This window comes from Limimaricola cinnabarinus (assembly GCF_047631075.1).
GTDB classification, from domain to species: Bacteria; Pseudomonadota; Alphaproteobacteria; order Rhodobacterales; family Rhodobacteraceae; genus Limimaricola; species Limimaricola cinnabarinus.
Window position 1 is genome coordinate 1 of sequence record NZ_JBLHYX010000030.1, and the last position, 24,567, is coordinate 24,567.

At 66.6% G+C, this 24,567-nt stretch carries 21 protein-coding genes and 1 pseudogene; 17 read left to right on the forward strand and 5 right to left on the reverse strand.

Annotated features, from left to right (window positions below; genetic code table 11):
- The 8 genes and pseudogenes from ACJASC_RS16335 to ACJASC_RS16370 form a co-directional block, all read left to right on the forward strand.
- Window positions 1-107: pseudogene (locus tag ACJASC_RS16335) on the forward strand (IS110 family transposase); the annotation flags it as partial.
- Window positions 108-239: 132 nt separating this feature from the next.
- Complete coding sequence (locus tag ACJASC_RS16340; RefSeq protein ID WP_415146958.1) at window positions 240-1,241, forward strand: IS30 family transposase; 1,002 nt, start codon at window positions 240-242, stop codon at window positions 1,239-1,241.
- A 169-nt stretch (window positions 1,242-1,410) separates the two neighbouring features.
- Window positions 1,411-2,145, forward strand: coding sequence for a gluconate 2-dehydrogenase subunit 3 family protein (locus tag ACJASC_RS16345; RefSeq protein ID WP_415146939.1), 735 nt, complete (start codon window positions 1,411-1,413; stop codon window positions 2,143-2,145).
- A gap of 22 nt (window positions 2,146-2,167) precedes the next feature.
- Window positions 2,168-3,928 (forward strand): GMC family oxidoreductase, encoded by a 1,761-nt coding sequence (locus tag ACJASC_RS16350; protein WP_415146940.1) that lies wholly within the window; start codon window positions 2,168-2,170, stop codon window positions 3,926-3,928.
- Window positions 3,929-3,960: 32 nt separating this feature from the next.
- A complete protein-coding gene (locus ACJASC_RS16355; RefSeq protein WP_415146941.1) occupies window positions 3,961-5,160 on the forward strand; it encodes a c-type cytochrome in 1,200 nt (399 codons plus the stop codon).
- A 13-nt stretch (window positions 5,161-5,173) separates the two neighbouring features.
- A complete protein-coding gene (locus tag ACJASC_RS16360) occupies window positions 5,174-5,548 on the forward strand; it encodes a hypothetical protein (RefSeq protein ID WP_415146942.1) in 375 nt (124 codons plus the stop codon).
- 310 nt (window positions 5,549-5,858) lie between these two features.
- Window positions 5,859-6,572 carry a cytochrome c oxidase assembly protein gene (locus ACJASC_RS16365; protein ID WP_415146943.1) on the forward strand — a complete coding sequence of 238 codons (714 nt, stop codon included), beginning with the start codon at window positions 5,859-5,861 and terminating at the stop codon, window positions 6,570-6,572.
- A complete protein-coding gene (locus ACJASC_RS16370; RefSeq protein WP_415146944.1) occupies window positions 6,569-7,078 on the forward strand; it encodes a CopD family protein in 510 nt (169 codons plus the stop codon). Before ACJASC_RS16365 ends, ACJASC_RS16370 begins: the two co-directional genes overlap by 4 nt.
- On the opposite strand, the gene ACJASC_RS16375 is transcribed toward ACJASC_RS16370, so the two are convergent.
- Entirely contained in the window at window positions 7,048-7,551 is a 504-nt protein-coding gene (locus tag ACJASC_RS16375) for a DUF2231 domain-containing protein (protein WP_415146945.1), read from the reverse strand. The two genes, ACJASC_RS16370 and ACJASC_RS16375, sit on opposite strands and share 31 nt — an antisense overlap.
- Window positions 7,552-7,641: 90 nt before the next feature.
- Between ACJASC_RS16375 and ACJASC_RS16380 the strand changes: the two genes are divergently transcribed.
- The 6 genes from ACJASC_RS16380 to ACJASC_RS16405 all read left to right on the forward strand — a co-directional run bounded on the left by ACJASC_RS16380 (window position 7,642) and on the right by ACJASC_RS16405 (window position 15,684).
- Window positions 7,642-8,238 carry a cytochrome c oxidase subunit II gene (locus ACJASC_RS16380; RefSeq protein ID WP_415146946.1) on the forward strand — a complete coding sequence of 199 codons (597 nt, stop codon included), beginning with the start codon at window positions 7,642-7,644 and terminating at the stop codon, window positions 8,236-8,238.
- On the forward strand, window positions 8,235-10,691 hold the full coding sequence (gene ctaD, locus ACJASC_RS16385; RefSeq protein WP_415146947.1) for a cytochrome c oxidase subunit I: 2,457 nt from the start codon (window positions 8,235-8,237) through the stop codon (window positions 10,689-10,691). Before ACJASC_RS16380 ends, ctaD begins: the two co-directional genes overlap by 4 nt.
- Complete coding sequence (locus tag ACJASC_RS16390; protein ID WP_415146948.1) at window positions 10,688-11,005, forward strand: hypothetical protein; 318 nt, start codon at window positions 10,688-10,690, stop codon at window positions 11,003-11,005. Before ctaD ends, ACJASC_RS16390 begins: the two co-directional genes overlap by 4 nt.
- Before the next feature lie 452 nt (window positions 11,006-11,457).
- Window positions 11,458-12,849: an MBL fold metallo-hydrolase gene (locus tag ACJASC_RS16395; protein WP_415146949.1), complete on the forward strand. Its 1,392-nt coding sequence runs from the start codon at window positions 11,458-11,460 to the stop codon at window positions 12,847-12,849.
- A gap of 10 nt (window positions 12,850-12,859) precedes the next feature.
- On the forward strand, window positions 12,860-13,318 hold the full coding sequence (locus ACJASC_RS16400) for a protein tyrosine phosphatase family protein (protein WP_415146950.1): 459 nt from the start codon (window positions 12,860-12,862) through the stop codon (window positions 13,316-13,318).
- A gap of 404 nt (window positions 13,319-13,722) precedes the next feature.
- Window positions 13,723-15,684, forward strand: a complete 1,962-nt coding sequence (locus ACJASC_RS16405; protein ID WP_415146951.1) for an MASE1 domain-containing protein — start codon at window positions 13,723-13,725, stop codon at window positions 15,682-15,684.
- Between the two features lie 33 nt (window positions 15,685-15,717).
- Here the strand turns inward: ACJASC_RS16405 and ACJASC_RS16410 are convergent, their stop codons facing one another.
- Complete coding sequence (locus ACJASC_RS16410; RefSeq protein ID WP_415146952.1) at window positions 15,718-16,476, reverse strand: DUF2243 domain-containing protein; 759 nt, start codon at window positions 16,474-16,476, stop codon at window positions 15,718-15,720.
- A gap of 529 nt (window positions 16,477-17,005) precedes the next feature.
- Here ACJASC_RS16410 and ACJASC_RS16415 point away from each other — a divergent pair.
- From ACJASC_RS16415 to ACJASC_RS16425, 3 genes are all read left to right on the forward strand, one after another.
- Entirely contained in the window at window positions 17,006-18,469 is a 1,464-nt protein-coding gene (locus tag ACJASC_RS16415) for a DUF2231 domain-containing protein (protein ID WP_415146953.1), read from the forward strand.
- Window positions 18,470-18,663: 194 nt separating this feature from the next.
- On the forward strand, window positions 18,664-19,122 hold the full coding sequence (locus tag ACJASC_RS16420) for a hypothetical protein (RefSeq protein ID WP_415146954.1): 459 nt from the start codon (window positions 18,664-18,666) through the stop codon (window positions 19,120-19,122).
- Window positions 19,123-19,239: 117 nt separating this feature from the next.
- A complete protein-coding gene (locus tag ACJASC_RS16425) occupies window positions 19,240-20,790 on the forward strand; it encodes a GXWXG domain-containing protein (RefSeq protein ID WP_415146955.1) in 1,551 nt (516 codons plus the stop codon).
- A gap of 63 nt (window positions 20,791-20,853) precedes the next feature.
- Here the strand turns inward: ACJASC_RS16425 and ligD are convergent, their stop codons facing one another.
- The 3 genes from ligD to ACJASC_RS16440 form a co-directional block, all read right to left on the reverse strand.
- Entirely contained in the window at window positions 20,854-23,331 is a 2,478-nt protein-coding gene (gene ligD / locus ACJASC_RS16430) for a DNA ligase D (RefSeq protein ID WP_415146956.1), read from the reverse strand.
- Between the two features lie 12 nt (window positions 23,332-23,343).
- Window positions 23,344-24,189 carry a non-homologous end joining protein Ku gene (ku, locus tag ACJASC_RS16435; protein ID WP_282026237.1) on the reverse strand — a complete coding sequence of 282 codons (846 nt, stop codon included), beginning with the start codon at window positions 24,187-24,189 and terminating at the stop codon, window positions 23,344-23,346.
- Between the two features lie 151 nt (window positions 24,190-24,340).
- On the reverse strand, window positions 24,341-24,567 hold a 227-nt coding region (locus ACJASC_RS16440; protein ID WP_415146957.1), incomplete at its 5' end, for a cytochrome-c oxidase.

Sequence of the window (24,567 nt, forward strand, 5' to 3'; positions counted from 1 at the left end):
CCGGAAAACCACCCAAGGTCGCGTTGACAGCAATCATGAGGAAGCTTGTCGTTGTCGCCAATGCCCTGCTCAGAGACGGGCGGACATGGGCCGACAAGTACGCTTGATCAACACGGATACTGCTTTGCAGAGCCGGTGACAATTCTGCTTGGTTGCGACACTCATATGTGGCGGCGCGCGCTACTTCCAACTGCGACTCTTGTTTGAAAACAATGCCCTATCAAGCAGGAGTTTTCAGTATGGGACGTGTTTACGCGCAGCTGACGCTCGAGGAGCGCCGCAAGATCGAGCGCTGGCGTCATGCCAGAGTATCCGTGAATGAGATGGCGCGGGTGCTGCGCCGACATCGCTCGACCATTTTCCGCGAGCTCCGACGCAATCATTTTCAGGATCCCTGCATGCCGAAGGTCGTGGGCTACTTCGCCATGGCCGCACAGCTGAGAACCAGTGATCGCCGGGCTCGACAGCGTAAGCTGATCCGGCACCCGCAGCTGCGCGATCAGGTCGTCGAGCGGATCAAGGAGGGCTGGACGCCGGAACAGATCGCCGGCCGGATGCAGATCGAACGCGCACCGCTGCGGGTCTGCCAGGAGACCATCTATCGCTACATCTACGCCAAGGAAGGCCTACGCGAAGAGCTGTGGTGGTATCTGCCGACCCATCGCAAGGCCCGCCACCCGAGACGCACCCGCAAGCGCAGAGCGCCGAAATTCCATCGCGATGTCAGCATCCTGTTCCGGCCGGAGGCGGTGGCGCAGCGTTCGCAATTCGGCCACTGGGAGGCGGATCTGATGCTGTTCCGGCAGAGGTTCGGGTCCGCCAACGTGACCTCGCTCGTGGAGCGCGTCAGCCGCTTCACCGTGCTTCTGAAGAACGCCGACAAGCGGACCCGGCCCGTCATGGACAAGGTCATCGCAGCGATCCGTGCCCTGCCCCAACCGGCGCGCCGATCGATCACTTTCGACCGCGGCACCGAGTTCGTCTCATGGCCGCATCTCCAGGCCGAGATCGGCACCAATAGCTGGTTCTGCGACCCCTCGGCGCCTTGGCAGAAAGGCACGGTCGAGAACACCAACCGTCGCGCCCGCCGCTGGCTGCCCAGAGACCGCGACATCGGCCAACTCTCGGACCACGACATCCGCGAGATCTGCGATCGGCTGAATGCCACGCCGCGCAAATGCCTCGGATGGAAAACCCCCGCCGAGGTGTTCCGGGCCAAAATGCTGGAGGAGAGGCCGTGAGCGCCCTACCCTGAGATCACTGCGGAGTCGCGGTTCAAGTATCGCTCACATTCGGCGTTCGCATTTAGGCACTTTCACGCGTCCTCAATTCTCTTGACGGCCATGAGAACCAACCCAGCTTGTTTCAGGCAACTGGATAACCGTAGCTGGCAGCAACAGGAGAGAGGATTTGTTTTCTCCGACACGACGCAAAGTTCTGAAAGCCCTGCTGTTCGGCGGCACCGCCATCGCGGCGCCCTCGGCGCTCTACGCCGCCAAATACGGGCGCGGCGAGGGCATGCCGTGGTCGCCGTTCAGGGGCCAGCCGCCCTATCACGGAACGGTCGAAGCCTCATTCTTCACCCCCGCGGAGCGCACGACGGTGGCGGCGATATGCGCGCGGCTGATACCCAGCGACGATGGGCCGGGCGCGACAGAGGCCGACGTGGTGACCTTTCTCGACCGACAGATGGCGGGCTTCTACGGCCGCGGCCAGCATTGGTACATGCAAGGGCCCTTCCTCGAAGGCACCGCCACGCAGGGCTACCAGACCGAACACCCGCCCGCGCAGCTCTATCGCCATGCGCTCGTCGCGCTGGACGTCTATTGCCGCAATACCTACGAGGCCGGTTTCGCCGAGCTTTCCGAGGACCGGCAGGACGCGGTGCTGAAGGGCCTGGACGAAGAAGAGATCACCTTCGAGAAGGTACCGGCCAAGACCTTCTTCGACCTGATCCTGAAGAACACGATCGAAGGCTTCTTCGCCGACCCGATCTATGGCGGCAACCGTGACATGGTGGCCTGGCACTACATTGGTTTTCCCGGCACCCGCTACGACTATCGCGACTTCGTCGGCCACGACGGCGCGCGCATCCAGCTGGAGCCGGTCAGCCTGTCGGGCCGCCCGGGCTGGAACAGTCCCTGAGACCAGGACCAGGAGGTAACGAATGGCAAAGCAGCTCCCAGGTGTCGACGTGGTCCTTGTCGGCTTCGGCTGGACCGGCGCGATCTATGCCGAAAAGCTGACGGACGCGGGGCTCGACGTGCTGGCCCTGGAGCGGGGGCCATGGCGCGACACGACGAAAGATTTCGCCACCACCTTCGCGCAGGACGAGCTGCGCTATTACTGGCGGCACGGCATGTTCCAGGAGGCGTCGCAATCGACGGTCACTTTCCGCAACAACTCTGCCCAGACCGCGCTGCCGATGCGCAGCTGGGGATCGTTCCTGCCCGGCAACGGCGTGGGCGGATCGGGTGTGCACTGGAACGGCCAGACTTACCGTTTCCTGCCGTCGGATTTCGTGGCCAAAAGCCACAACGAGGAGCGCTACGGCCCCTTGCCCGAGGGGATGACGGTTCAGGATTACGGCGTTACCTATGAGGAGCTCGAACCGCATTTCGACTATTTCGAGAAGATCTGCGGCATCTGCGGCAAGGCGGGCAACCTGAAAGGCGATATCGTCGCGGGTGGCAACCCCTTTGAGGGGCCGCGCAGCGACGAATATCCCAACCCGCCGATGGAGATGACCTTCTCGCAGGACCGCTTCGAGACGGCGGCGCGCAATGTCGGGCTCAACCCCTTCCCAGTGCCCTCGGCCAACATGTCGCGCGCCTATGTCAATCCGCTAGGCCTGCAACTGGCGCCCTGCACCTATTGCGGCTTTTGTGAAAAGCACGGCTGCGGCAACTACTCGAAGTCCTCGCCGCAGACGACGATCATCCCCGCGCTGATGAAGCGGCCTAACTTCGCGCTGCGCACCGATAGCGAGGTGCTGTCGATCGAGAAATCGGCGGACGGGTCGCGGACCACGGGCGTCACCTATGTCGACACCAGCGGCGAGAGCTTCTTCCAGCCCGCTGAGATCGTCGTGCTGTGCGCCTACCCGTTGGAGAACACCCGGCTGATGCTTCTGTCGCAGATCGGCAAGCCTTACGACCCGCGCAGCGGGGAAGGCGTGGTCGGCAAGAACTACTGCTATCAGGTGATGTCCGGCGCCACGGTGTTCTTCGACAAGGAGTACACCAACGGCTTCGTCGGCGCGGGGGCTCTGGGGATGGCGGTCGACGACTACAACGGCGACAACTTCGACCATTCCGGTCTGGGCTTCATCGGCGGCGGCTACATCGCCTGCTACACCACCAATGCCCGTCCGATCGAAAGCCATCCCGTTCCGGAGGGCGTGCCCGGTTGGGGCAGCGATTGGAAGCAGGCGGTGCAGGCCAACTTTCTCAAGACCGCCTCGGTGGGAGTCCATGGCGCCTCCATGGCGCATCGCAGCAACTACCTCGACCTCGACCCGACCTATACCGACCGGCATGGCCGTCCGCTGCTGCGCATGACCTTCGACTTCACGCTCAACGACCGCCGGCTGAGCGCCCATCTCACCCCTGTCGCCGAGGAGATCGCGCGGGGAATGGGCGGGCGCGAGGTCGTGGTGGGCGAGCGCAAGGGCTCCTACGATTCTGTTCCCTACCAGACCACCCACAACACCGGCGGCACAATCATGGGGACGGACCCGCAGACCAGCGTGTGCAACCGCTATTGCCAAAGCTGGGATCTGCCGAACCTCTTCGTCGCCGGGGCCGGGCTGTTCCCGCAAAACGCTGGCTACAACCCGACCGACACGGTCGGCGCGCTGGCCTACTGGTCGGTGGACGCGATCATCAACACGTATCTGGGTCAACCGGGCCCGCTGGTTCAGACATGAGGGGCCTTGCGCTGATATCCGCCATCGGCTGCATGGCGTCCGTCACGGCCACCGCGCCCGCCGCGCAGGAGCTGTCCTCGTCGCAGGTGGAGCGCGGCCGCTACCTGACCATCGCGGGTGATTGCGAGGCCTGCCACACGGATATCGAAAACGACGGCCTGCCTTTCGCCGGCGGTCGCGCCCTCGGCACCCCCTTCGGCACGATCTACTCTCCCAACCTGACACCGGACGACGAGACCGGCCTGGGCCGATGGACGCGGGAGGATTTCCACAACGCGCTGAACGAGGGCATCGACGACGAGGGCCGGCATCTTTATCCGGCGATGCCCTACCCCTACTACACGTTGATGTCGCGCGACGAGACCGACGCGATCTTCGCCTATCTTCAGTCGCTGGAACCGGTCCATGCCGAAGATCCGGAGAACGATCTGCCGTTCCCGCTGAACATCCGCATGTCGGTGGCTGGCTGGAAGCTCCTGTTCTTCGAGGACAAGGCGTTCGTCCCCGACCCCGATCGCTCCGAGGACTGGAACAGGGGCCGCTTTCTCGTGGACGGACCGCTGCACTGCGGCGGCTGTCATTCGGGCAAGAACCTGCTCGGGGCTAGCAAGGACGACGAATACCTGCGCGGCGGGCTGCTGGAGAACTGGTTCGCGCCCAACATCCGCGCCGGAGAAGGCGGCGGCATCGCGCATTGGGAGAGCGACGACATCGTCGAGTTCCTCAAGCATGGCCGCGCCAAGCATACCGCCCCCATGCAACGCATGGGCGAGGTGGTCTCGATATCCACCCAGCACCTGCGCGAAGAGGACCTGCGCGCAGTGGCGACCTATCTCAAGAGCCTCGAGGACGAGACGCCCGAGGTGGAAGACACCCCCGAGGCGGCGCGTCTTGAAACCGGGGCCGGGATCTACTTCGACAACTGCGCCGCCTGCCACGCGGCGGACCAGTCCGGCGTGCCATATTTCTTCGCGCCGCTGAGCACGTCCAACAAGGTCCATGCCGAAGACCCCTCGAGTGCCATCCGCATCATCCTCGGCGGAGCGCGGGCGCAGCCTACCGACACCATTCCCAGCATGCTCGCCATGCCGCCCTTCTCCTGGAAGCTGAGCGATGCGCAGATCGCCGACCTGCTGACCTACCTGCGCGGCACCGGCGATCGGCGCGCCGGCCCGATTTCAGCTTCGCAGGTGGCCGAGATGCGCGACTATCTTGCCGAAGAGGAGCACTGAAGGTGGCCCCATAATGCGCGCATGTCTCATCTCCCTTGCCCTGACCCTTGGCTCGGCCACACCCGTGCGGGCCGAGGCCCTCTACCTCGGGAACGAGAAATTCGACACCGGGAACCGCGCCATGATGGAGGCCATCGTGCAGCATTGTACGGATGTCGCACGAGATGCCGGGCGCGGTGGAGCGAATGGCGAGGGGCCATCCGATCCACAGGCGGAAAGTGAACGGGCCGGGCAGACCTCGACCCGCCGGTTCGACGACGGCGCATCCGGGGTCGCATTGGATCAACTGGCCTCCGGAGGGGACGAGAGTGAAAGCCCCGGAGAAACAATTCCCGACATGTCCGGCATCTCGGAAGGGCTCTGTCAGGAGGCAGGCATCATCTATTGAGGCAAGTGAGACCCAAGGGGCGCACCAATGCCTCGCCCTGCCGATCATCGGCCTTTCCCGGGTCATGGCGATCGTCACCCGTATGAGAGGGTGCGCTCGGGCAGCTGGTTTCGGCGATCCGGCTGCAAGCGCATGAAAGCAAGCGGAGCTGTGGGAATACCGGTCCGATCAGGTCGGATCGAACAGTTCCGATCGGCGTCGGGAATATTCCGTTGAACCATAATCTTACCGGTCTAACTGGTGCGGCGTACCGTTAGGCCGCGCAAGTCGTTGATTGGCTTTGGGCGCGGCCATGGTGAGGAGCGTGACAATGCCTATCGACATTCTCCCGGGCAGCTATTGCGGCGTGGCGCCCCTGCCTGAACTGGTGTTGCGCAGTTGGAATCTCGACCCTCTGCTGCTGGCGGGGCTGCTCCTTTTGCTGGTGGCCCTCAGAAACACGCGAACCGGCCCCACCGCCGTCGCCGTGCTGGTCCTTGCCTTCGTCTCGCCGCTCTGCGCGATCTCGGTGGGGCTGTTCTCGGCGCGGGTGGTGCATCATGTGCTTCTCGTCGCGGTCGCTGCCCCGCTCCTGGCCGCCGCCTTGCCCGCGCGCCGTCCCTCGGGCGCCGCCCTGCCCTTCCTCGTCTCGACGGCGCTGCTCTGGGCCTGGCATCTCCCGGCCGCCTACGATCTCGCCCTCAGCGACATGGCGGTCTACTGGATCATGCAGCTGACCCTGCTGGGGTCCGCTATCTGGTTCTGGCACGCGGTGCTGAGCGCGCATGGTGGCGTCGATGCTGTGCTGTGGTCGCTGGCCGGGTTGATGCAGATGGGTTCGCTGGGCGCGTTGCTGACCTTCGCACCCGCGCCGCTCTACGCCGCGCATGCCTTGGCACCGCTGGACTGGGGGCTCACGCCGCTGGCCGATCAGCAGCTTGGCGGGCTTATCATGTGGGTGCCCGCGATGCTGCCCTATGCCGCGATGATCGCCCTTTCGGCCCGCAGGGGCTGGCGCGCGGGCGCCGGACGAGGGGTCGCGTGAGCTGGCTTTACGATCTCATCCCGCATTTGAAGGCGCTGCATGTGGGGATGCTGGTGCTGTGGTGCGGTGGCCTTTTCGCGCTGCCCTTGATGCTGGCCCGGCACGACCCGGCGATCGGTCAGGGCGATTACGAGCGCATCCGCCGGGCCACGCATTACGCCTACACCTTCTGCATCACCCCCGCGGCGGTGATCGCCATCGCTTCGGGCACCGGGCTGATCTTCCTGCGCGAGGTCTTCGTGACATGGATGTTCGCCAAGCTTGTCTTCGTGGCGCTGCTGGTGAGTTTCCACGTCTGGGTCGGGTACGTCCTCGTCGCCGTGGCCGAACGCGAGGGCGCTCACCGGGCGCCGAACCCGGTGCTGCCGCTTTTGCTGCTGCTCGTGCCGATCCTGACGATCCTGGCGCTGGTCCTCGCCAAGCCCGAGCTTGGCGAGATCCCAGTGCCGGGCTGGCTTTCGGAGCCGCTCGGGCGTCAGCTGCCTTTCGACGTGCCCAGACGATAATCGAAGACGAGTTTCCCACCATGCCATCCCGTGACCATCACCACGAGCACGCTGAAGCCCGAGATCAGGATGCCGTAAGGCAGCACCGCCGCCTCAAAGCCCTGAAGCCGGTAGCCCCAGTTGGCGCCGAGGATCGACAGCAGCAGCACCGCGATCACGAAATGCGACCATGCCGGGGCGCGGATGCGGATGCCGGGGACCATCAAAAGCTCGGCCGTACCCGTGGCCCCCGCGGCGAGGCCGAACAGGAAGGCCGTGCCCGCCGCCCAGATCGCGGCGCGCGCCCAGAACAATTCGCCCGACCACCAGTAGAGCGCGTCCGCCCCGAAGGTGCAGAAGGTCAGCGCCACCGGGAAGGCCACGCTCATCGCGTGCAGAGGATGGCCCCAGATGCCGACGATGGATTCGGTCTGGTCATAGCCCTCATGCTCCGCGATCGGATCGGAAAGCTCTTCCTTTTCTGTCTGAATCATCTCTTCGGCCATGCCCGCCCTCTCCTGCGATGTGGTGTCGCCGGCTCAACACTCCTGCTGCTCGCCGGTTGCGAGGAAAGCCTCTCTGCCGTGCATCCGGCCGGACCGGCGGCGGCGGTCATCGCCACCTTGTGGTGGGTGCTGCTGGCGGGGGCTGCGGCGATCTTCCTCTTCGTCGCGGCGCTAATCGCGCTGGCTTGGCGGCGGCCCGCGGGGGAGACGGACGAGCGCCGCTTCGTGGTCTGGCTCGGGCTCGCCTTTCCCATGACCGTGCTCGCCGCGCTGCTGGCCTATGGCCTTATGGTGGGCGAGCGGCTGTTGCCGCGCGCCACGCCCGATCTGGTCAGCGTGCGGGCCGAGGCGCGGCAGTGGGACTGGCGCTTTGGCTACGAGGACGCGCCCGGTCGGGAGACGGAAAACGTGCTGCACATCCCCGCGAACCGGCCCGTCGACGTGGCCATCACCTCCGTTGACGTGTTGCATGGCTTTTGGGTGCCGCGGCTCGCGGGCAAGCTCGATGCCGTGCCGGGGCATGTGAACGTGCTCAGGATCGAGGCCGACAGCCCCGGTCGCTACGAAGGGCTCGGGTCGGAGTTCAACGGGGCGGGCTACCGCGACCATCGCTTCACGGTGGTCGCGCATGATGCCGAGGGCTGGCGCGCCTTCCTGCGAGGAGACACGCCATGAACGCGCTCAGGCGCCACCGCGCCCTGTCGCGGATCTGGGCCTCGGACCCCGGCTGGAAAGGCTGGTTCACCACCGTGAACCACACCGATCTGGGCCGGATGTTCCTCTTCGTGGCGACGGTCTTCTTCGTCATCGGCGGCATCCTCGCGATGCTGATCCGCGCGCAGCTCGCCAGCCCGCGCTCGGCCTTTCTCGGCCCCGACCACTACAACCAGATCTTCACGATGCACGGGACCATCATGATGTTCCTCTTCGCGATCCCCTTCTTCGAGGGGCTCGCGGTGTATCTGCTGCCCAAGATGCTGGGCACGCGCGACCTCGCCTTCCCGCGGCTCACCGCCTACGGCTTCTGGTGCTACGTCTTCGGCGGCGCGATGATGATCTTCGCGCTCTTGGCGGGCGTCGCCCCCGACAGCGGCTGGTTCATGTATCCGCCGCTGTCCTCGACCATCGGCGCGCCGGGGATCAATTCGGATTTCTGGCTGATCGGCATCACCTTCGTCGAGATCTCGGCGATCTCGGCGGCGGTCGAGATCACCGTGACGGTGCTGCGCTACCGCGCGCCGGGCATGAAGCTGTCGCAGATGCCGATCTTTGCCTGGTACGCGCTGGTCACGGCGGTGATGATCCTGACGGGCTTTCCGCCGCTGATCCTCGGCTCGATCCTCTTGGAGCTGGAGCGCGCCTTCGGCCTGCCGTTCTTTCAGGTGGCGCAGGGTGGCGACGCGCTCTTGTGGCAGCACCTGTTCTGGCTTTTCGGCCACCCTGAGGTCTACATCATCTTTTTGCCGGCGGCGGGCGCGATCTCGACCATCCTGCCGGTGATGGCGCGCACCACGCTGATGGGCTACGGCTGGATCGTCGCCGCGGCGGTGTCCTTGGGCGTGCTGAGCTTCGGGCTCTGGGTGCACCACATGTTCACCACCGGCATCCCGCATATGGGGCTGGCCTTCTTTTCCGCCGCCTCGACGCTGGTGGCGGTGCCGACGGCGGTGCAGATCTTTGCCTGGATCGGCACGCTGTGGAAGGGCCGCCCGAGCCTGCATTTGCCGATGCTGTGGCTGCTGGCCTTCTTCGCCACCTTCGTGATCGGCGGGCTGACGGGCGTGATGGTGGCGATCGTGCCCTTCGACTGGCAGGCGCATGACACCTACTTCATCGTCGCCCACCTGCACTACGTCCTTGTCGGCGGCTTCGTCTTTCCGATGATCGCGGCGCTCTACTACTGGATGCCGCATTTCACCGGGCGGCGGACCTATTTCAAGCTCGGCCACGCCGCCTTCTGGCTGGTCGTGCCGGGGTTTCACGGCACGTTTCTGGCCCTGCACTGGGCCGGTCTTTTGGGGATGCGGCGGCGGATCGACAGCTACGAGAGCGGACAGGGCTGGGAGGCGATCAACATCATCGCCTCGATCAGCGGCTTCGTCATGGCGATCGGCTTCGCGCTGGTGCTGATCGACGTGGTGGTCAACGCCGTGGTGGCGGTGCGCGGCTCGCGCGATCCATGGGGCGCGGGCACGCTCGACTGGGCCATGCCGACGCCGGCGGCGCCCTACAACTTCGCAAGCCTCGCGCATGTGACCTCCCGCGATCCGCTCTATGACGACCCCGAGCTGCCGGTCAGGCTGGCGCGCGGCGAGGGCTATCTCGGCGATCCCGGGCGCGGGCGGCGCGAGACGCTCACGGTCGAGATCGGCACCGGCGCGCCGCGCTACATCGTGGTCTTTCCGGGCAACACGGCGCTGCCGGTGCTGATGTCGGCGATCACGGGGCTGTTCTTCCTCGGCATGCTGATCAAGGCCTACTGGCTCGTGCCGATCTCGGCCCTGGGCGTGACGCTCTGCGCGCTGCTCTGGGTCTGGGGGCTGGGGCGCCCCGCGCCGGAGGGGGCGCTGCCGGTCGGCCGGGGCCTGTCGCTCCACACCGCGGCCGAGGCGGCGGACCCGCCCGGCTGGTGGGGCTCGGTCTTTCTGCTGCTGGCCAACGGCACCTTTTTCGGCTCGCTGCTCTTTGGCTATGCCTTCTTGTTCTCCATCGCCCCGAACTGGCCGCCGCCGGCCTTTCTCGAACCGGGGGCCCTGCCGCTGACGCTCGTGCTTGCGGGGGGCGGGCTGGCCTTTCTCGGTTCGCGCCTCGGCGCGCTCATGGGCCATGGCGCGGTGCTCCTTGGCCTCCTCCTCATCGCCGGCGCGGCGCTGCCCGTGCTGTCGCACGGCCCCGATCCCACCCTCCATGCCTATGACGCGACGGTCTGGGTCTTCGTCGGATACGGGCTGCTGCACTGCCTCGTCAGCCTGCTGATGTGGTCGCTGGTGCTGATGCGCCGCCTGTCGGGGCACTCCGCGCGTACCACGCGCGGCGCGAGGCGCATCGCCCGCCTGTGGAGCGACTATACCCTGCTGGTCGCCCTGCTGACCGCCGCGGCGATCGGCCTGCCGGGGGTGCTGACATGAACGCCATCCTGCGGATTTCGCTGCCGCTGACGCTTTGGCTGGCCGGTTTCAGCGCCGTTTACGGGCTGCATGGCCTGTTGTGTTCGAGCAGATGGGCGGCACTTGCCGCCGCGCTACCCGGCCGGGCGCTGCTGATCGGCGCCGCCATTCTCGTCCTGGCTCTCGAGGCGCTGTTGATCGGCCTGCTGAGATCGCCGCGCTGGCCCGCCCCGGACCCCGCCATCCACCGCGTCAGCCTGACGCTCGCGATTGCTGCCTTTGCAAGCTCGGCTTGGACGCTCATGCCCGTTTTGGCGACATCGCACTGCCTGTAGGGTTTCGCTCGGACCGAACTGGATTGGTTCGTGCAAGCTCAGCGGGAACAGCCCCGCGATCCTTGGGGGCCTTGGAGGCCCGGTTTCTGGTGCCGCCCGACGTGAGTGCGCGGTTCGACACGATCAGGAGCAAGAAATCTGCCGTTCCCCCGAGAACTATGGAGCCGCCAACAAACCCCTTGGACGACCGAACCGCACGGGCCACATGACGCACGTCAGCGTTGCGCTGGCGCGCTGGGTTGCAAAGCCATCCTGCCGAGCTCGCAATGATCGCGCGTGCCGTCGCTTTGTAATCTTGCGAGCGCACCGACAGTCTCATTGCGGGCTTTCCCTACGGTGGCGCATTTCTGCACAGCCTTCATCCGGGCATCGGTGGAGGCGCGCTTACGCTCAACCGGTTCAGGAACCCGGCCCCGAACATGCTCGTTTTTGCATGTGAAGGAGGACCCGAGATGACCCTGCGCTTCGAACAGATCCTCGCCGACGGCGTCGCCGAATGCTCCTACCTGCTGGGCGACGACGCGGCGCATGTCTGCGCCATCGTCGATCCGCGCCCTGACGTGGAGATCTACCTCGCGGCGGCGCGGCGCTTCGGCCTCGCCATCACCCATGTCTTCGAGACCCACATCCATGCCGATTTCATGAGCGGCGCGCGCGAGCTGGTCGACCGGCTTGGCGGGCAGGCCAAGCTTTACGTCAGCACCGAAGGCGGGGCCGAATACGGCTTTGAGCACGAGGCGGTGCGCGACGGCGACGCGTTCGCCTTCGGCGGGCTGCGGATGAAGGCGCGCTTCACCCCCGGCCACACGCCCGAGCACATGTCCTATTTCCTCTACGACGGCGACACCGACACGCCATGGGGCGTGCTCTCGGGCGACGCCTTTTTCGTCGACAGCGTCGGCCGGCCCGACCTGATGGGCGACGACCAGACCGAGGAGCTGACCGAAAAGCTGTTCCACACGGTGCGCGACGTGTTCATGGCGCTGCCCGACGATGTCATCATCTATCCCTGCCACGGCGCGGGATCGGCCTGCGGGCCGGATATCGGCGACCGCATGTCCTCGACCATCGGCTACGAGCGGCGCTTCAACGACTATGCGAAGATCGAGAGCCTTGAGGCGTTCAGGAAGGTGATGCAGGCGGACGCGCCGCCGGTGCCGACGCATTACCCCCGGCTCAAAAAGGTCAACGCCAAGGGCCCCGAGGTGCTGCGCAACCTGCCGCGCGTGCCGCCGCTGACGGTCGAACAGTTCGCCCAAGCCGCCGGGAACGGCGCGCAGATCCTCGATGTGCGCGACATGATGGGCTTTGGCGCGGGCCACGTGAAGGGCGCGCTCAACATCGGCGCGCGGCCCGAGTTGTCGGTCTGGGCCGGGTGGCTTCTGGACCCCGAACGCCCGATCCATCTCGTGCTGAACGAGGATGCCGAGCTGCCCGATGTCGTGAAGCTTTTGTGGCGCACCGGCTTCGCCGATTTCGGCGGCTACCTCGCCGGCGGCATGAGCGCCTGGCGCGAGGCCGGGCAGGCGTTCGCGCAGATCCCGCAGATCTCGGTGCATGAGCTGAGGGAGGCGGATGACATCACCCCGCTCGACGTGCGCAAGCCCGACGAGTGGGAAGGCGGCCATGTGCCCGGTGCGACCCATGCCTTCCTTGGCGAGCTGCGCGAGAAGCTGGACGGCCTCGATCGTAGCAAAGCCTATGCCACTTACTGCGCCAGCGGCTTTCGCGCGAGCATCGCATCGAGCCTGCTCGCGGCACATGGCTTCGGAGACATCCGCAACGTGCCGGGCAGCTGGAAGGCATGGAGCGCTGCCGGCTACGAGACCGAAATCCCAAGCTGAGGAGAACAGCGTGCAAGATACCGTTCAGATCAACGACCGCTTCACCGTCGCGAAATTCGCCCCCGAGGCCGACCAGCTCCGTCAGGCAGCGCAGGAAGGCTTTCGCTCGATCATCAACATGCAGACCGACGACGAGGACAAGAAGCTGAAGATGAAACCTCGGGAAGAGGGGCGCTTGGCCGAGGAGGCCGGGCTGACCTATCTTCATCACCCGGTTGATGGCCAGAACCTCTCTGACGAGGTGGTCGACAAGTTTCGTCGCAAGGCCACCGAACTGCCGGCGCCCGTGCTTGTCCACTGTGCTTCGGGCAAGCGGTCCGGCGCTTTCGTGATGATGCATATCGCCTGCGAAAACGGGATGAGCGGCGAAGAGGTCATCCAGAAGGCCGAAGAGATGGGCTTCGAATGCGACACGCCAGAGCTCGAAAGCTTCGTGAAGAACTACGTCAACGGCCACAACGGCAGCTGATGCTTGTCGTGTGCCCGGTCCTGCCGGGCGCACGACCTTGGCAGATCGACGGGAGCGGCGCCTTCGGAAAGATCGGGGAACCCGGTCGCGAGGATCACGGGCGGATCCGCCCAGAGCCTCCGAGCAGCCCCGCTTCGGCTTCTTGCCGGTCATGGGTCGCGGGGGAACCACAGATCCACCGTCGTGCCTTTGCCCTTCACGCTTTTCAAAGCCAGGCGACCGTTGGCCTTTCCGAGCAGGCCATGACGCCCATGTTTCATTCTTGATCGGCCGGTTGTATGGGAGAAGAATGACACCTGTGGATTGATCGTCGGGTGATATGGGGTCTTTTTCGATCATGTTTCAAAAGGGATCGCATATGCCGGGTCTTGCATGACAGCTCCGTTGCTTGGAAGGCGGATCGCATGACATCTGCCGCCGACACCCTCGGCCAAAGGGCAGATGACGGCGGGGCCTCGCTGCCCGGCGGCGCGCAGCTGATCGCCGTCTATGTCGCCTACATGATCGCCATCGCGTTCGGCCGCTGGATGGTGGTGATCCCGGAGATCCCGATCGCCGTCTGGCCGCCCAACGGCGTCATTCTCGCGATGCTGCTGACCCAGCCGCGGCGAAGCTGGGGCTGGTGGGTCGGGCTGGGCGCCTTGGGCGAGCTGACCGGCAACGCGCTTTGGTATCACAACCCTCTGATCTGGGCGCTGGGATATATCGCCGCGAACGCGGCGGCGGTCCTCGCGGCCGCTTGGCTGCTTCGGGCGCTGTCAAAGGTGCCGATGCGCCGGTTCGTCAGCCTGCGGCAGGTGCTGGGCTTTCTCGGCATCGGCGTGCTGGCCGCGCCGGTCATCAGCGCGACATTGGGCAGCGCGGTCGAGGCGGCGGCCGGAAAGAACCCCTTCATCACCACCTGGCCCGTCTGGTGGCTGGGCGACGCTACCGGCATCCTGATCGCCACACCGCTGGTCATCTCCGCCGCCAATGCCTGGCGGGAGAAGGCACGACCCACATTGGCGCAGGCTCTCGAGGGGGCCGCCATCGCGGTCGTCCTGACGGGGCTCAGCCTGTGGGTGCTGTCGGCGGGGGGCACCTTCGCCTTCCTGCTGCCCGTGCCGATCCTCTGGGCGGCGCTGCGCTTCGAATTTCGGGGCGCCGCCCTTGCCGTGTTGGCGCTGACGCTGACGATCGGGGTGCATGCGCAGAACTTCGAGCACGTGCCGCTGTCGCCCGCCGAGATCGCGCTTTTGCACATGAAGCTGCAGGCGCTGGTCCTCGTCGGCGCCTCGACCGGGCTCATCGTCGCCACCATCATCCGCCAGCAGCGGCAGGCGCTGTCCGAACTGTCGCGCGTCAACGACGAGCTGGAAGCGCGCGTGGCCGAGCGCAGCCGCGCCATCGCAGCGGCCGAGCAGCGCTTCAAGGCGACATTCGAGAACGCCGGCGTCGGTATCGGCATCGTCGGCGGGGATGGCGCGCTTGTGCGCGTCAACGACAGCCTTGCGCGGATGCTCGGTCATGCGGCCGAGGAGATGGAAGGGCATCCGTTCGACATGTTCACCCACCCGGAGGATCGGGCGAAGGGCAAGGCGGCATGGGACCGGCTCGAAACCGGGCAGGCCGACGATTACGATCTGGAAAAGCGCTACCTGCGCAAGGACGGGCAGACCGTCTGGGGCCATACCACGGTCAGCTGCGTGCGCCGTGCCGATGGCCGGATCGATTACCTGATCAAGGTCATTCAGGACATCACCGAGCGCAAGCGTTCCGAGGCGGTGCGGCACATGCTCATGCGCGAGGTCAACCACCGCAGCAAGAACCTCTTGTCGATCGTTCAGGTGATCGCCCGACAGACGGCATCGCATTCGCCGCAGGATTTCATTGAAGCCTTCGGCCAGCGGCTGCGCGCGCTCGCGGCGAACCAGGACATCCTTGTGAACAACGAATGGCAGCGCGTCGATCTGGCCGATCTGGTGCGGGCGCAGCTCGGGCATTTCGGCGCGATCGGCCCGCGTGTGCGGCTGTCCGGCCCGCCCGTCATGGTGCCGCCCGCCGCGGCGCAGGCGCTCGGCATGGCCCTGCACGAGCTGGCGACGAACGCCGCGAAATACGGCAGCCTGAGCAATCGCGACGGATGTGTCGATATCTCGTGGACCATGGGGGATGACGGCTTTCGCATGAGCTGGCGCGAAAGCGGCGGGCCGCCGGTCGCCGCGCCCCGAAAGTCGGGCTTCGGCACCAAGATCCTCGACCAGCTGACCGCATCCTCGATGTCGGGGCGCGTCAGCCTGAGTTACGCCCCCGAAGGGGTGGTCTGGGAGCTGTCTTGCCCCTCATCGGCGCTACAGGGGGGGGCCGAGGACGCGGCCGCGATGTAAGACGGCGCGGCCTTGATCCGGCGTCGCTCGGGGTCAGACGGTGCTCCAGTTGAAACAACCCGCCGGGGTGCCGGTGCCGCTGACGAGAAGCGCGCCGTTCCAGAACAATCGCCACCGTCTGTCCGGTGGCAAATCGACCACCACGACGCTCATCATCGGGTCGGCCCAGACGAGGCGCGCCCCCAGCCTGTCCAAGGCCGCTTCGACATCAGCGGCGTCATAGGCCGCGCGGAACACCACGGTGGTGAACGGCTGGTCGGGCGGTGGGCGCAGCGCCCAGCCCCCGGCCCCCGCGCCGACAAGCGTGAGCAGCACCAGCGCGGCGGTCGCATGGCGCGGGAACGGGCCGGTGCCGCCGCTTCGCCCCATCGCCCAGCCGAGGGCGAAGGGCAGCAGTCCGAACACGAAGAACCACGCCAGATCCCATAGCAGCGGCATCTCGCTGTCGATCCTGATGCGGTGGATGCCGAGCAGCCAGTGCGACAGCACGCTGTCGAGCAGGTGCCATGTCCCGAACCCGGCGATCAGCCCGCCCAGCAGAACACGCCCCCTGATTGCAGCGCCTTTCACATGCGCGCGCCACAGGCCCCAAAGGCCAAGGATCGCCAGCACATACATGAACGCATGGAAGTAGCCGTCCCAGAGCACCTGCGCGCGCAGGTCCTCTACGCCGGGAACGAGGCTCAGAAGATGATGCCATTGCAGGATCTGGTGCAGCACAATGCCGTCGAAGAACCCGCCAAGGGCGATGCCCAGAAGCAAAGCGTATCGAGCCTGCGCCGTCTTCAACATTGCCGCGCCTCCTCTTGTCAGCCGAACCGCCGCCACGGGGTCGGGTTCCCTGTCACGTCTTCGGCGGCTCTTCATTTCCGGTGTCTTTCTCTCGCAGAAAGGCCGCGCAGGTGAAGCCGCGCCTTTGCTGAAGCATGGCGGTGCCAGCAGTCGTGGCTGACGATCCGGCAGAACGCGACATGACTGCAAAGATCGGACGTGTCGCTCTGCCAATTGGCTGCTTTTTTTTGGGGGGGGTCTGGTGGAAGCCCAGGTGTAAGCAATCAGCTTGGCGCAAAACCACGGCGCATACGGCGCAATGGTGCAGGAACCTGAATGGCATTCGCCCGCTTCTTTTTTCGACAGGCAGAGGTAGATCTCATGAACCGCCGGCGCAGACCGGACATCTATATCGCGGGATGCAGCCGTCGGAGCGACCCCGGTGGTTTGGTTCGCGAGCCCCTTGTCTCGTCGAGAATGCAGAGGAAGAAAACGACAAGGTCAGGGGAGATGACGGCATGAGAAACGCAAAAGCGCGCATGGGCCGGGCATGAGCAGGGTCACCGAGGATTGGACCGCTGCCGTTGAGTCGGATGCCCGGCTGGATCGGCCCGCCTACGACGTCTCTCATGCGGTCTCGCTCGTGCTCCACCCGATGGGCCGCGCGGCAAAGCCCCTGCAGAATGCGCTCCACGGCACATGGCTGGGGCATCCGCTGCACCCCCTTCTCGCCACGATCCCGGTGGGGGCGTGGACACTGGCCTTTGCGATCGACAGCGCGGAGACGCTGGGTGTGGACGCCGGACCCGCGACGCCCCGCGCCGCCGACATCGCGCTTGCCGCCGGAACGATCGGTGCCGTCGCCGCCGCCGCCGCGGGCATGGCGGACTACCGGCAGATACACGGGCGGGACCCTCGCACGGGGCTCGTTCATGCCGCCATGAACACGACCGCGCTCGCGCTCGCCGCGGGCTCTCTCCTGCTGCGCCGCAAAGGCCACAGGGGTGCCGGCCAAGCCGCGAGCGCGGCGGGCTGGGCTGCGATGATGGGGGGCGCCTATCTCGGCGGGCATCTTGTCTACCGGCGGGGCGTCGGTGTCGATCGGGCGGACCGTTCGCCCGAGCCGCGGGGCTTCCAGCCCGTGGCGCCGCTCGAGACGCTCGAGGAAGACAGGCCGCGGCGGGTGGAGGTCTGGGACGAGGCCGCGCGGGCCTTCATCGGCGTCGTGCTTGTCCTGCATCGCGGGCGCGTCCACGCGCTCGGCGCGCGGTGTTCGCACATGGGTGGACCGCTCGACGAAGGTTGGGTGCAGGATGGCGGTCTGGTCTGCCCCTGGCACGGATCGCGATACTGTCTGGAGCATGGCGGCGTCATGGACGGCCCCTCCACCGCGCCGCAGCCGCGCTATGAAACGCGCATCGTGCAAGGCGTCGTCGAACTGCGTCGCGAGCCCGAACCCGGCGACGAAGCGCTGAGACCCGAAGAGATCGCCATGGAACGGCAACGCCCGCAGCCGGTGCCGCCCCCCGGTGCCCGCCCTGCGGACGAAGTGCTCTTCGAGCATTACGAACTCATACGCAGGCTCTTTGAGAGGATCGCGGCCATGTCGCCCACCGATCCTGAGCGGCGCGACATGATGCGCGTGTTGGCCGGGGAATTGCAGATCCACGAGCACGTGGAGGACGAGATCTTTTATCCGGAGGTCCGGCCGGTGAGCAAAGACGTCCCCGCCGCACATGCCGAGCACCAGCAGCTGGCGGACATGCTCGCCATCGTGCTGCGCCTTTCTCCGTCGGAGCCGGAGTTCGAGGCCCAGCTGCGCAGCCTGCACGAGGCCGTGGACCATCACGCCACCGCCGAGGAGCGCTCGATGTTCGTCGATGCCCGGCGGCTTGGCGATGCCCGCCTGCGCGAGATGGGCGCCCGGATCGAGGCGATGCTCGACGAGGAACGTGCCTCGCTCGCCCGGCGCAGCTGGCGCGATCTGAAGATCCGGCTGCTTGAAGGCTTCTGAATCTCCGGAAGGCCGGACCAGCGTGAACGGACCCGACGAGCACTCACCAACCGCTTGCTCCGGCGTGGCAGAGGCATGGTGTCTTTTTGGCCAAGTCCATGTACTATTCTATATAAAATTGAAGGAGGACGCATCCGACGAGAGAAGGACGCACGATGGTGGAGAACCACTCAGAGGGCAGAGGTAATCCGGATATGCAACCTGCATCCTCATCGAGCCATGGAGAGGTCAACGCGCGGCGGCGGGGCGATCCCGATCCGCCACCCCCGCCGATCCCCGACCTGAGCTGCATCGACCCGACCTGCCGGATGGAGAAAGCCTCGCGCCGTCTGCACGACACCGCGATGCAGCTTTGCGTGCTGCCCAGCCGGTTGCGCAAGAGGGTCCGGGCAAGGATGCTTCTCGGCTTCTGGTCCGAGCAGGACAAATGCTGGAAGCTGCCCGAAATCCAGTTCGATGGGCCGCTGCCGCTTGCCGGGCTGGCCTCGATCCTGCAGGCCTTGCCGGCTCATATGCGCCCGGTGGATATCTACAGGTTCCTGACCACGCCACAGCTCGAGTTCGAGGATGAGAAGGGCCGCCCCATGACCGCGGCCGAATGGCTTCGCAAAGGCAGGGACGTCGAGGCGGTGATCCGTCTCATCGAAGCATGACGGCGGCGTCCCGTTCGAAAGTCATCGATCTCCACGACCGACAGCGGCGGGCGGGTCCGGCTTGACCGTATGGCATCGAACCGCAGATGGCGGAATGGCTTCGACTGCGGTGATGCGGTGACCCAGCTCGTTCAGCCTCGTCTCGTGAACCCGCCCGAGGGCGATCCCGGCGTCTATCTCGACTTCCGCTTCGGCTGCCGCGCCATGCTTTTCGATCTGGGCGACCTTGCCGCGCTCACGCCGCGCGAGCTGCTGCGCGTGAGCCACGCCTTCGTTTCGCACGCCCATATGGATCATGTCGCCGGTTTCGATCGCCTGCTGCGACTGCGGCTGCACCGGCCGCGCCCGCTCACCGTCATCGGCCCCGAGGGCTTCCTGAAGCAGACCGAGAACCGGCTGGGGGCCTTTACCTGGAACCTGCTCGATGCGCGCTCCGTCGATTTTCGCCTCACGGTGCAGGAGTGCGACGGCACACGCATTTCGGCGGCTGCCGAGTTTCGCGCCCGCGAAGCCTTTTGCCGCCGCGATCTGCCGCTGCCCGCGCTCGATCCCGGCCTCGTCCTGTCCGAGGCGGATTTCACCGTCGGGGCCATGGCGCTCGATCACAAGGTGCCCTCGCTCGCCTTTGTCCTGCAGGAGCGGCTGCGCGTGAATGTCTGGCGCAGCGCGCTCGACGCGCGCGGCCTGCCGGTCGGCGCATGGCTCGACGCGGCCAAGACCGCGATCCGCTCCGGTGCGCCCGACGCGCGGTGCATCGAGATCCCGGGGCACGGATCCCTGTCCCTTGGCGAACTTCGCCAAAGCGTCCTGAAGATCGGACAGGGGCAGCGCGTGGCCTATGTCACCGACGCCGCCGACACCGAGGTGAACCGCGAGCGGATCGTCGCGCTGAGCCGGAAGGCCGATCACCTGTTCATCGAGGCCACCTTCCTTGAGGCCGACCGCGACCTCGCCACCGCCACGGCGCATCTGACCGCCCGAGGCGCCGGTGAGATCGCCCGCACCGCCGGTGCCCGCCGCGTGACAGGCTTTCACCACTCGGCCCGTTACGGCGATCAACCCGGCGTGGTGGCCGCAGAGCTCGCAGCCGCGGCAAAGTCTGAGGTGACCCGAACCGAAAGCCCGGACACCCCGGGCCCGACAGAAGAGCCGAACTGGGTCCGGCGGTGGCGCCGGAAGGGGCTTTCGCCCGAGGCGGCGCTTGCCCGGTTCGACGGCTTGCCGCCTGTCGACACCAGCGACCTCATCGGGGCGTGGCGGGGCACGGGTCTGCCGAGCGGCCATCCGCTCGACGGGCTTCTCGAACGGCTCGGCTGGCGGGGCAAACGCTTTGAGAGCGAGGACCATGTCGATCCGCTCGTCTTCGAGCCCGGGCTGGCGCTCGATCCCGCGCGCCTGCCTCTCGCGGCAGCGCTGCGCTGGCCCCGGCTTGCCCAAAGCCGCCCGAGCCGCCTCGGATTTCTTCTGCTGCGCCACGCATTGCGTGCACGCGGCCCGGCCGCCCGTCTCGCGCCGGTCTGCTTTCGCGGCTGCACCGGCGCGGCGATGATCTACGACCGGCAGCCGATCACCGACCATTTCCGCCGGATCGACGCGGCGCGGGTGCTGGGCCTGATGCAGACGCGTGGCGTGCCCCCCTATTTCTTCGTGCTGACGCGCGAGGAGTGACGCCGCGCGGTCCCTGCTGTCGTCCGCGACGGGGCTTTGCGTTTCCACTTGGGGAAAACGGCCTCAGTCGCGCTCCTCCAACCAGTCCTCCATCGTGTCGAGCACCGCGTGGGACAGGCCGCGCGCCCCCGCGCTCGCCTCCAGCAACGGACAGCTTCGGCTGGCCCGCGCCGCGGCCTCCTCGACGCCGAAACCATCCGCCCGGTCGAGCGTGGCGAGTTCGTCCCAATCGACGGGGAGCGCCACGGAAGCCCCGGGCCGGGCGCGCAGCGAATAGGGCGATACCGCCGTGGCGGCGATCCCGTTCCTGAGCCAGTCCACGAAGATGCGCCCCTCGCGGTTCGACTTGGAGGCGCTGGCGGTATAGCGCTCCGGCGCGCGCCGCTCAAAGCCGCGCGCCACGCCTTCCGCAAAGCCGCGCAGGGTTTCCCACCCCGCCGTCCGGCGCAGCGGCACGACGACATGCACCCCCTTGCCGCCGGTGACCATCGGCGCGCAGGCAAGGCCGAAGCGATCCATCAGCGCGCCGATCTCGCGCGCCGCGTCCCGCACCGCCGCGAAGGGCAGGTCTTCGTCCGGGTCGAGATCGAAAACCAGCCGGTCGGGGCGGTCGAGCCGGTCGTTGCGCGCGCCGTGGATATGCACTTCGAGCGTTCCCATCTGCACGCTGCCCAGAAGGGCCGCCGGGTCCGGCAGGGTGATGTACTCGTCCGTGTCGCCATCGGCCCCGGTCACGGGGACCGATCGCACCGCCTCCGGGAACCCCTTGCCGAGATGGCGCTGGAAGAAGCGCGGGCCATTAAGGCCCGATGGCATCCGAACGAGGGCTACCGGCCTCTCCGCCGAGTGCTCCAGCATCCGCTCCGCGACACGGTCGTAATGGCGGGCGATGCCGCCCTTGGTGAGCGCGGGTTTCGGATAGACCACCCTGTCGGCGCTGGAGATACGGATCCCGCGATACTCCACATCTTTGGCCTCCTGCGCGGGAAGGGCGGCCAGTTCCTGCGCCGCGCTCACCTCCTGCGCCTCCTTGTCCTCGCGCAGACCTTCGAAGATGCCGTGGCGGATCTGGCCCTGGGCCGTGAATTCGGCGTAGCGCACCTGGGCCACCAGCTCCGGCGTGACCCAGCGCGCATGCTTGGTCACGGCGCGTGGGGCATCGTCGAAAGCCGGGGTCTTGCGGGCGAGCGGATCGAGCTTCTCGGCGAGCATGCGCATCGCAGCCGCGTCAAAACCGGTGCCGACGCGGCCCCGGTAGACCAGCCGTTCGTCCTCGAAGCTGCCGAGCAGCAGCGAGGCAAAGGGGCGCCCCCGCTTGTCCGAAGGCAACCAGCCGCCGATCACGAACTCGGCCCCTTGGACGCATTTCACCTTGATCCAGTCGGTCGAGCGCCCCGAACGATAGGGCGCATCGGCACGCTTGCTGATGATACCCTCGGCCCCTGCACCGCACAGATGGGTCAGCACCTGCTCCGCCGCCCCCTCGATGTAGGGCGAGAGCCGGATCGCCCCGTCCTCGGGTTGATCCTCGAGCAGCCTTTCCAGCGCCGCGCGGCGGTCGCGAAGCGGTCGGGCGGTCATGTCCTGCCCGTCGAGATGTAGCAGGTCGAAGGCATGGAAGGTGAGCGGCCCGCTATGCGACAGGGCCTTTTGCAGGGTCGAGAAATCTCCGCCGCCGCCCCCGGCGGTCACCTCGCCGTCGATCAGCGCCGCGTCGCACTCCAGCGCCCCGGCCGGGCCGATCAGCGGGGCAAAGCGGTCGCTCCAGTCATGGCCGCCCCGGCTCCAGGCAACGACGCCCTCGGCCCCGATCGCGAGCAGGCAGCGATAGCCGTCGAATTTCGGCTCCTGCCACCACTCCTCCCCCTTTGGCGCGCTGTCGCGCAGCGTGGCGAGTTGTGGCCGAACCGGTTCCGGCATCTTGTGCTTGCGCGCCTTGCGCCCCTTGCGCCCCTTGCGGTCCGCAGCGCCTTCGGCGATCTCTTCCATCCGCCTGCCGCTTTCGACGGAGCGGTCGTGCCGGCGGGTCAGCCCGTCGGGATCATCCGTCGCATCCTCGTCGCGCTCCTTGATCAAGAGCCAGTTCTCGCGCGCGCCGCCGCTTTTGCGGGGCTTCATCCGGACCAATGTCCAGCCGCCGCGCATTCGTTCGCCGTGCAGCCTGATCTTCAGCTTGCCGGCCTTGAGGGCCGCGGCGGGATCATCGTCCTGCGGCTCCCAGTCGCCCCGGTCCCACAGCATCACCGTTCCGGCGCCGTATTGCCCTTCGGGGATCACCCCTTCGAACCTGGCATAGTCCAGCGGATGATCCTCGGTGCGCACGGCCAGCCGCTTTTCGCCGGGATCGTCCGAGGGGCCGCGCGTCACCGCCCAGGACCAGAGCGCGCCGTCGTGTTCCAGGCGGAAATCGTAATGCAGCCGCGTGGCGTCGTGCTTTTGCACCACGAAGGACAGCTTGCCGCCCTTGCCGCGCGCGGCACCGCGCGGCTCGGGCGTGGAGCGAAAATCGCGCTTGGCCTCGTACTCCTCCAAGCGAGCCATGACTTACCCTCCTTACGAGGCTTTCTTGCGGGGCGAGGGTTTCTTGCCGCCGGATTTCTTGTCCGCCGCAAGGCTCTTTTTCAGCGCCGCCATGAGATCGACGACATTGCCCTTGGCGTCGGTCTCCACCTCGGGCTTGTCTTCGCCGGGCCGGGCGCGCGGCGCTTTCTTCGAGCGGGCCTTGCGTGCCACCAGCTCCTTGAGCGCCTGCGCGTAATGGTCCTCGTAGGCCGAGGCGTCAAAGGGCGCGGACTTGCTTTCGATCAGCTGCGTAGCGACCTTGAGCAGCTCCTTGTCCGCCGGGTCGTCCTCGATCTGCGCAAACAGCGGCTCGGCCTTGCGGATCTCGTCCTCGTAGCGCAGCGTCTCGAGCAGCAGCCCGTCGCCGCAGGGCCGGATCGCGCAGAGGTATTCGCGCCCACGCATGGTGAGCTGCCCGAGCCCCACCTTGCGCGTCTCGCGCAGCGCGTCGCGGACAACGCGGTAGGCGTCCTGCGCTAGCTCATCGACGGGCACCACGTAATAGGGTGCGTCGTAATAAAGCGGCGCGATCTCGCCCTGTTCGACGAACTGCACCATCTCCAGCGTCTTCTTGGTCTCGAGCCGGATCTCCTCGACCTCTTCCGGCTCGATCAGCACGTATTCGTTCTTGGCGGTCTGAAAGCCTTTCACGATCTCGGCGGTGTCGATGGGGCCGAGCCCGTCCACCACCTTTTGATAGCTCACGGGCTTGCCCGACGGCTTGTGGATCTGCCGGAACGAAGTCTTGGAGCCGCGATCACGGGCCGAATGCAGCTCCACTGGGATCGCCACGAGCGACAGGCGCAGCTGGCCTTTCCAGACGGGACGCGAAGCCATGGCAGGTCTCCCTAATGATGGCCGGTACTATCGAAACGAGGCCGCGATCCCCGGGGTTCCGGCCCCCGCCGGGAAGCGAAGCGGCCGGAGGCTTCCAAACGGCATGGGGCGGATCGGCGGATCAGTTGTCCTGCCTGCGGTGGCGTTTCTCTCACGGCCCGCCCATCCGGCTGTCGAGGTTATGAAGGAGCCAGATCGTGCCGCCGCCCATCATGGCGAGGATCAGCGCGGTGAAGAGGACGAGCTGCAGGTCCTCCTTCGCCTGACCCTTGAGCCGGATGTGCAAAAAGAACCGGAACTGCACCGCCACCTGCGCCACCGCCGCCGCCCCGATCGCCCACCACAGCGCGGCGCGCGGCAGCCAGTCCCACGCGACCG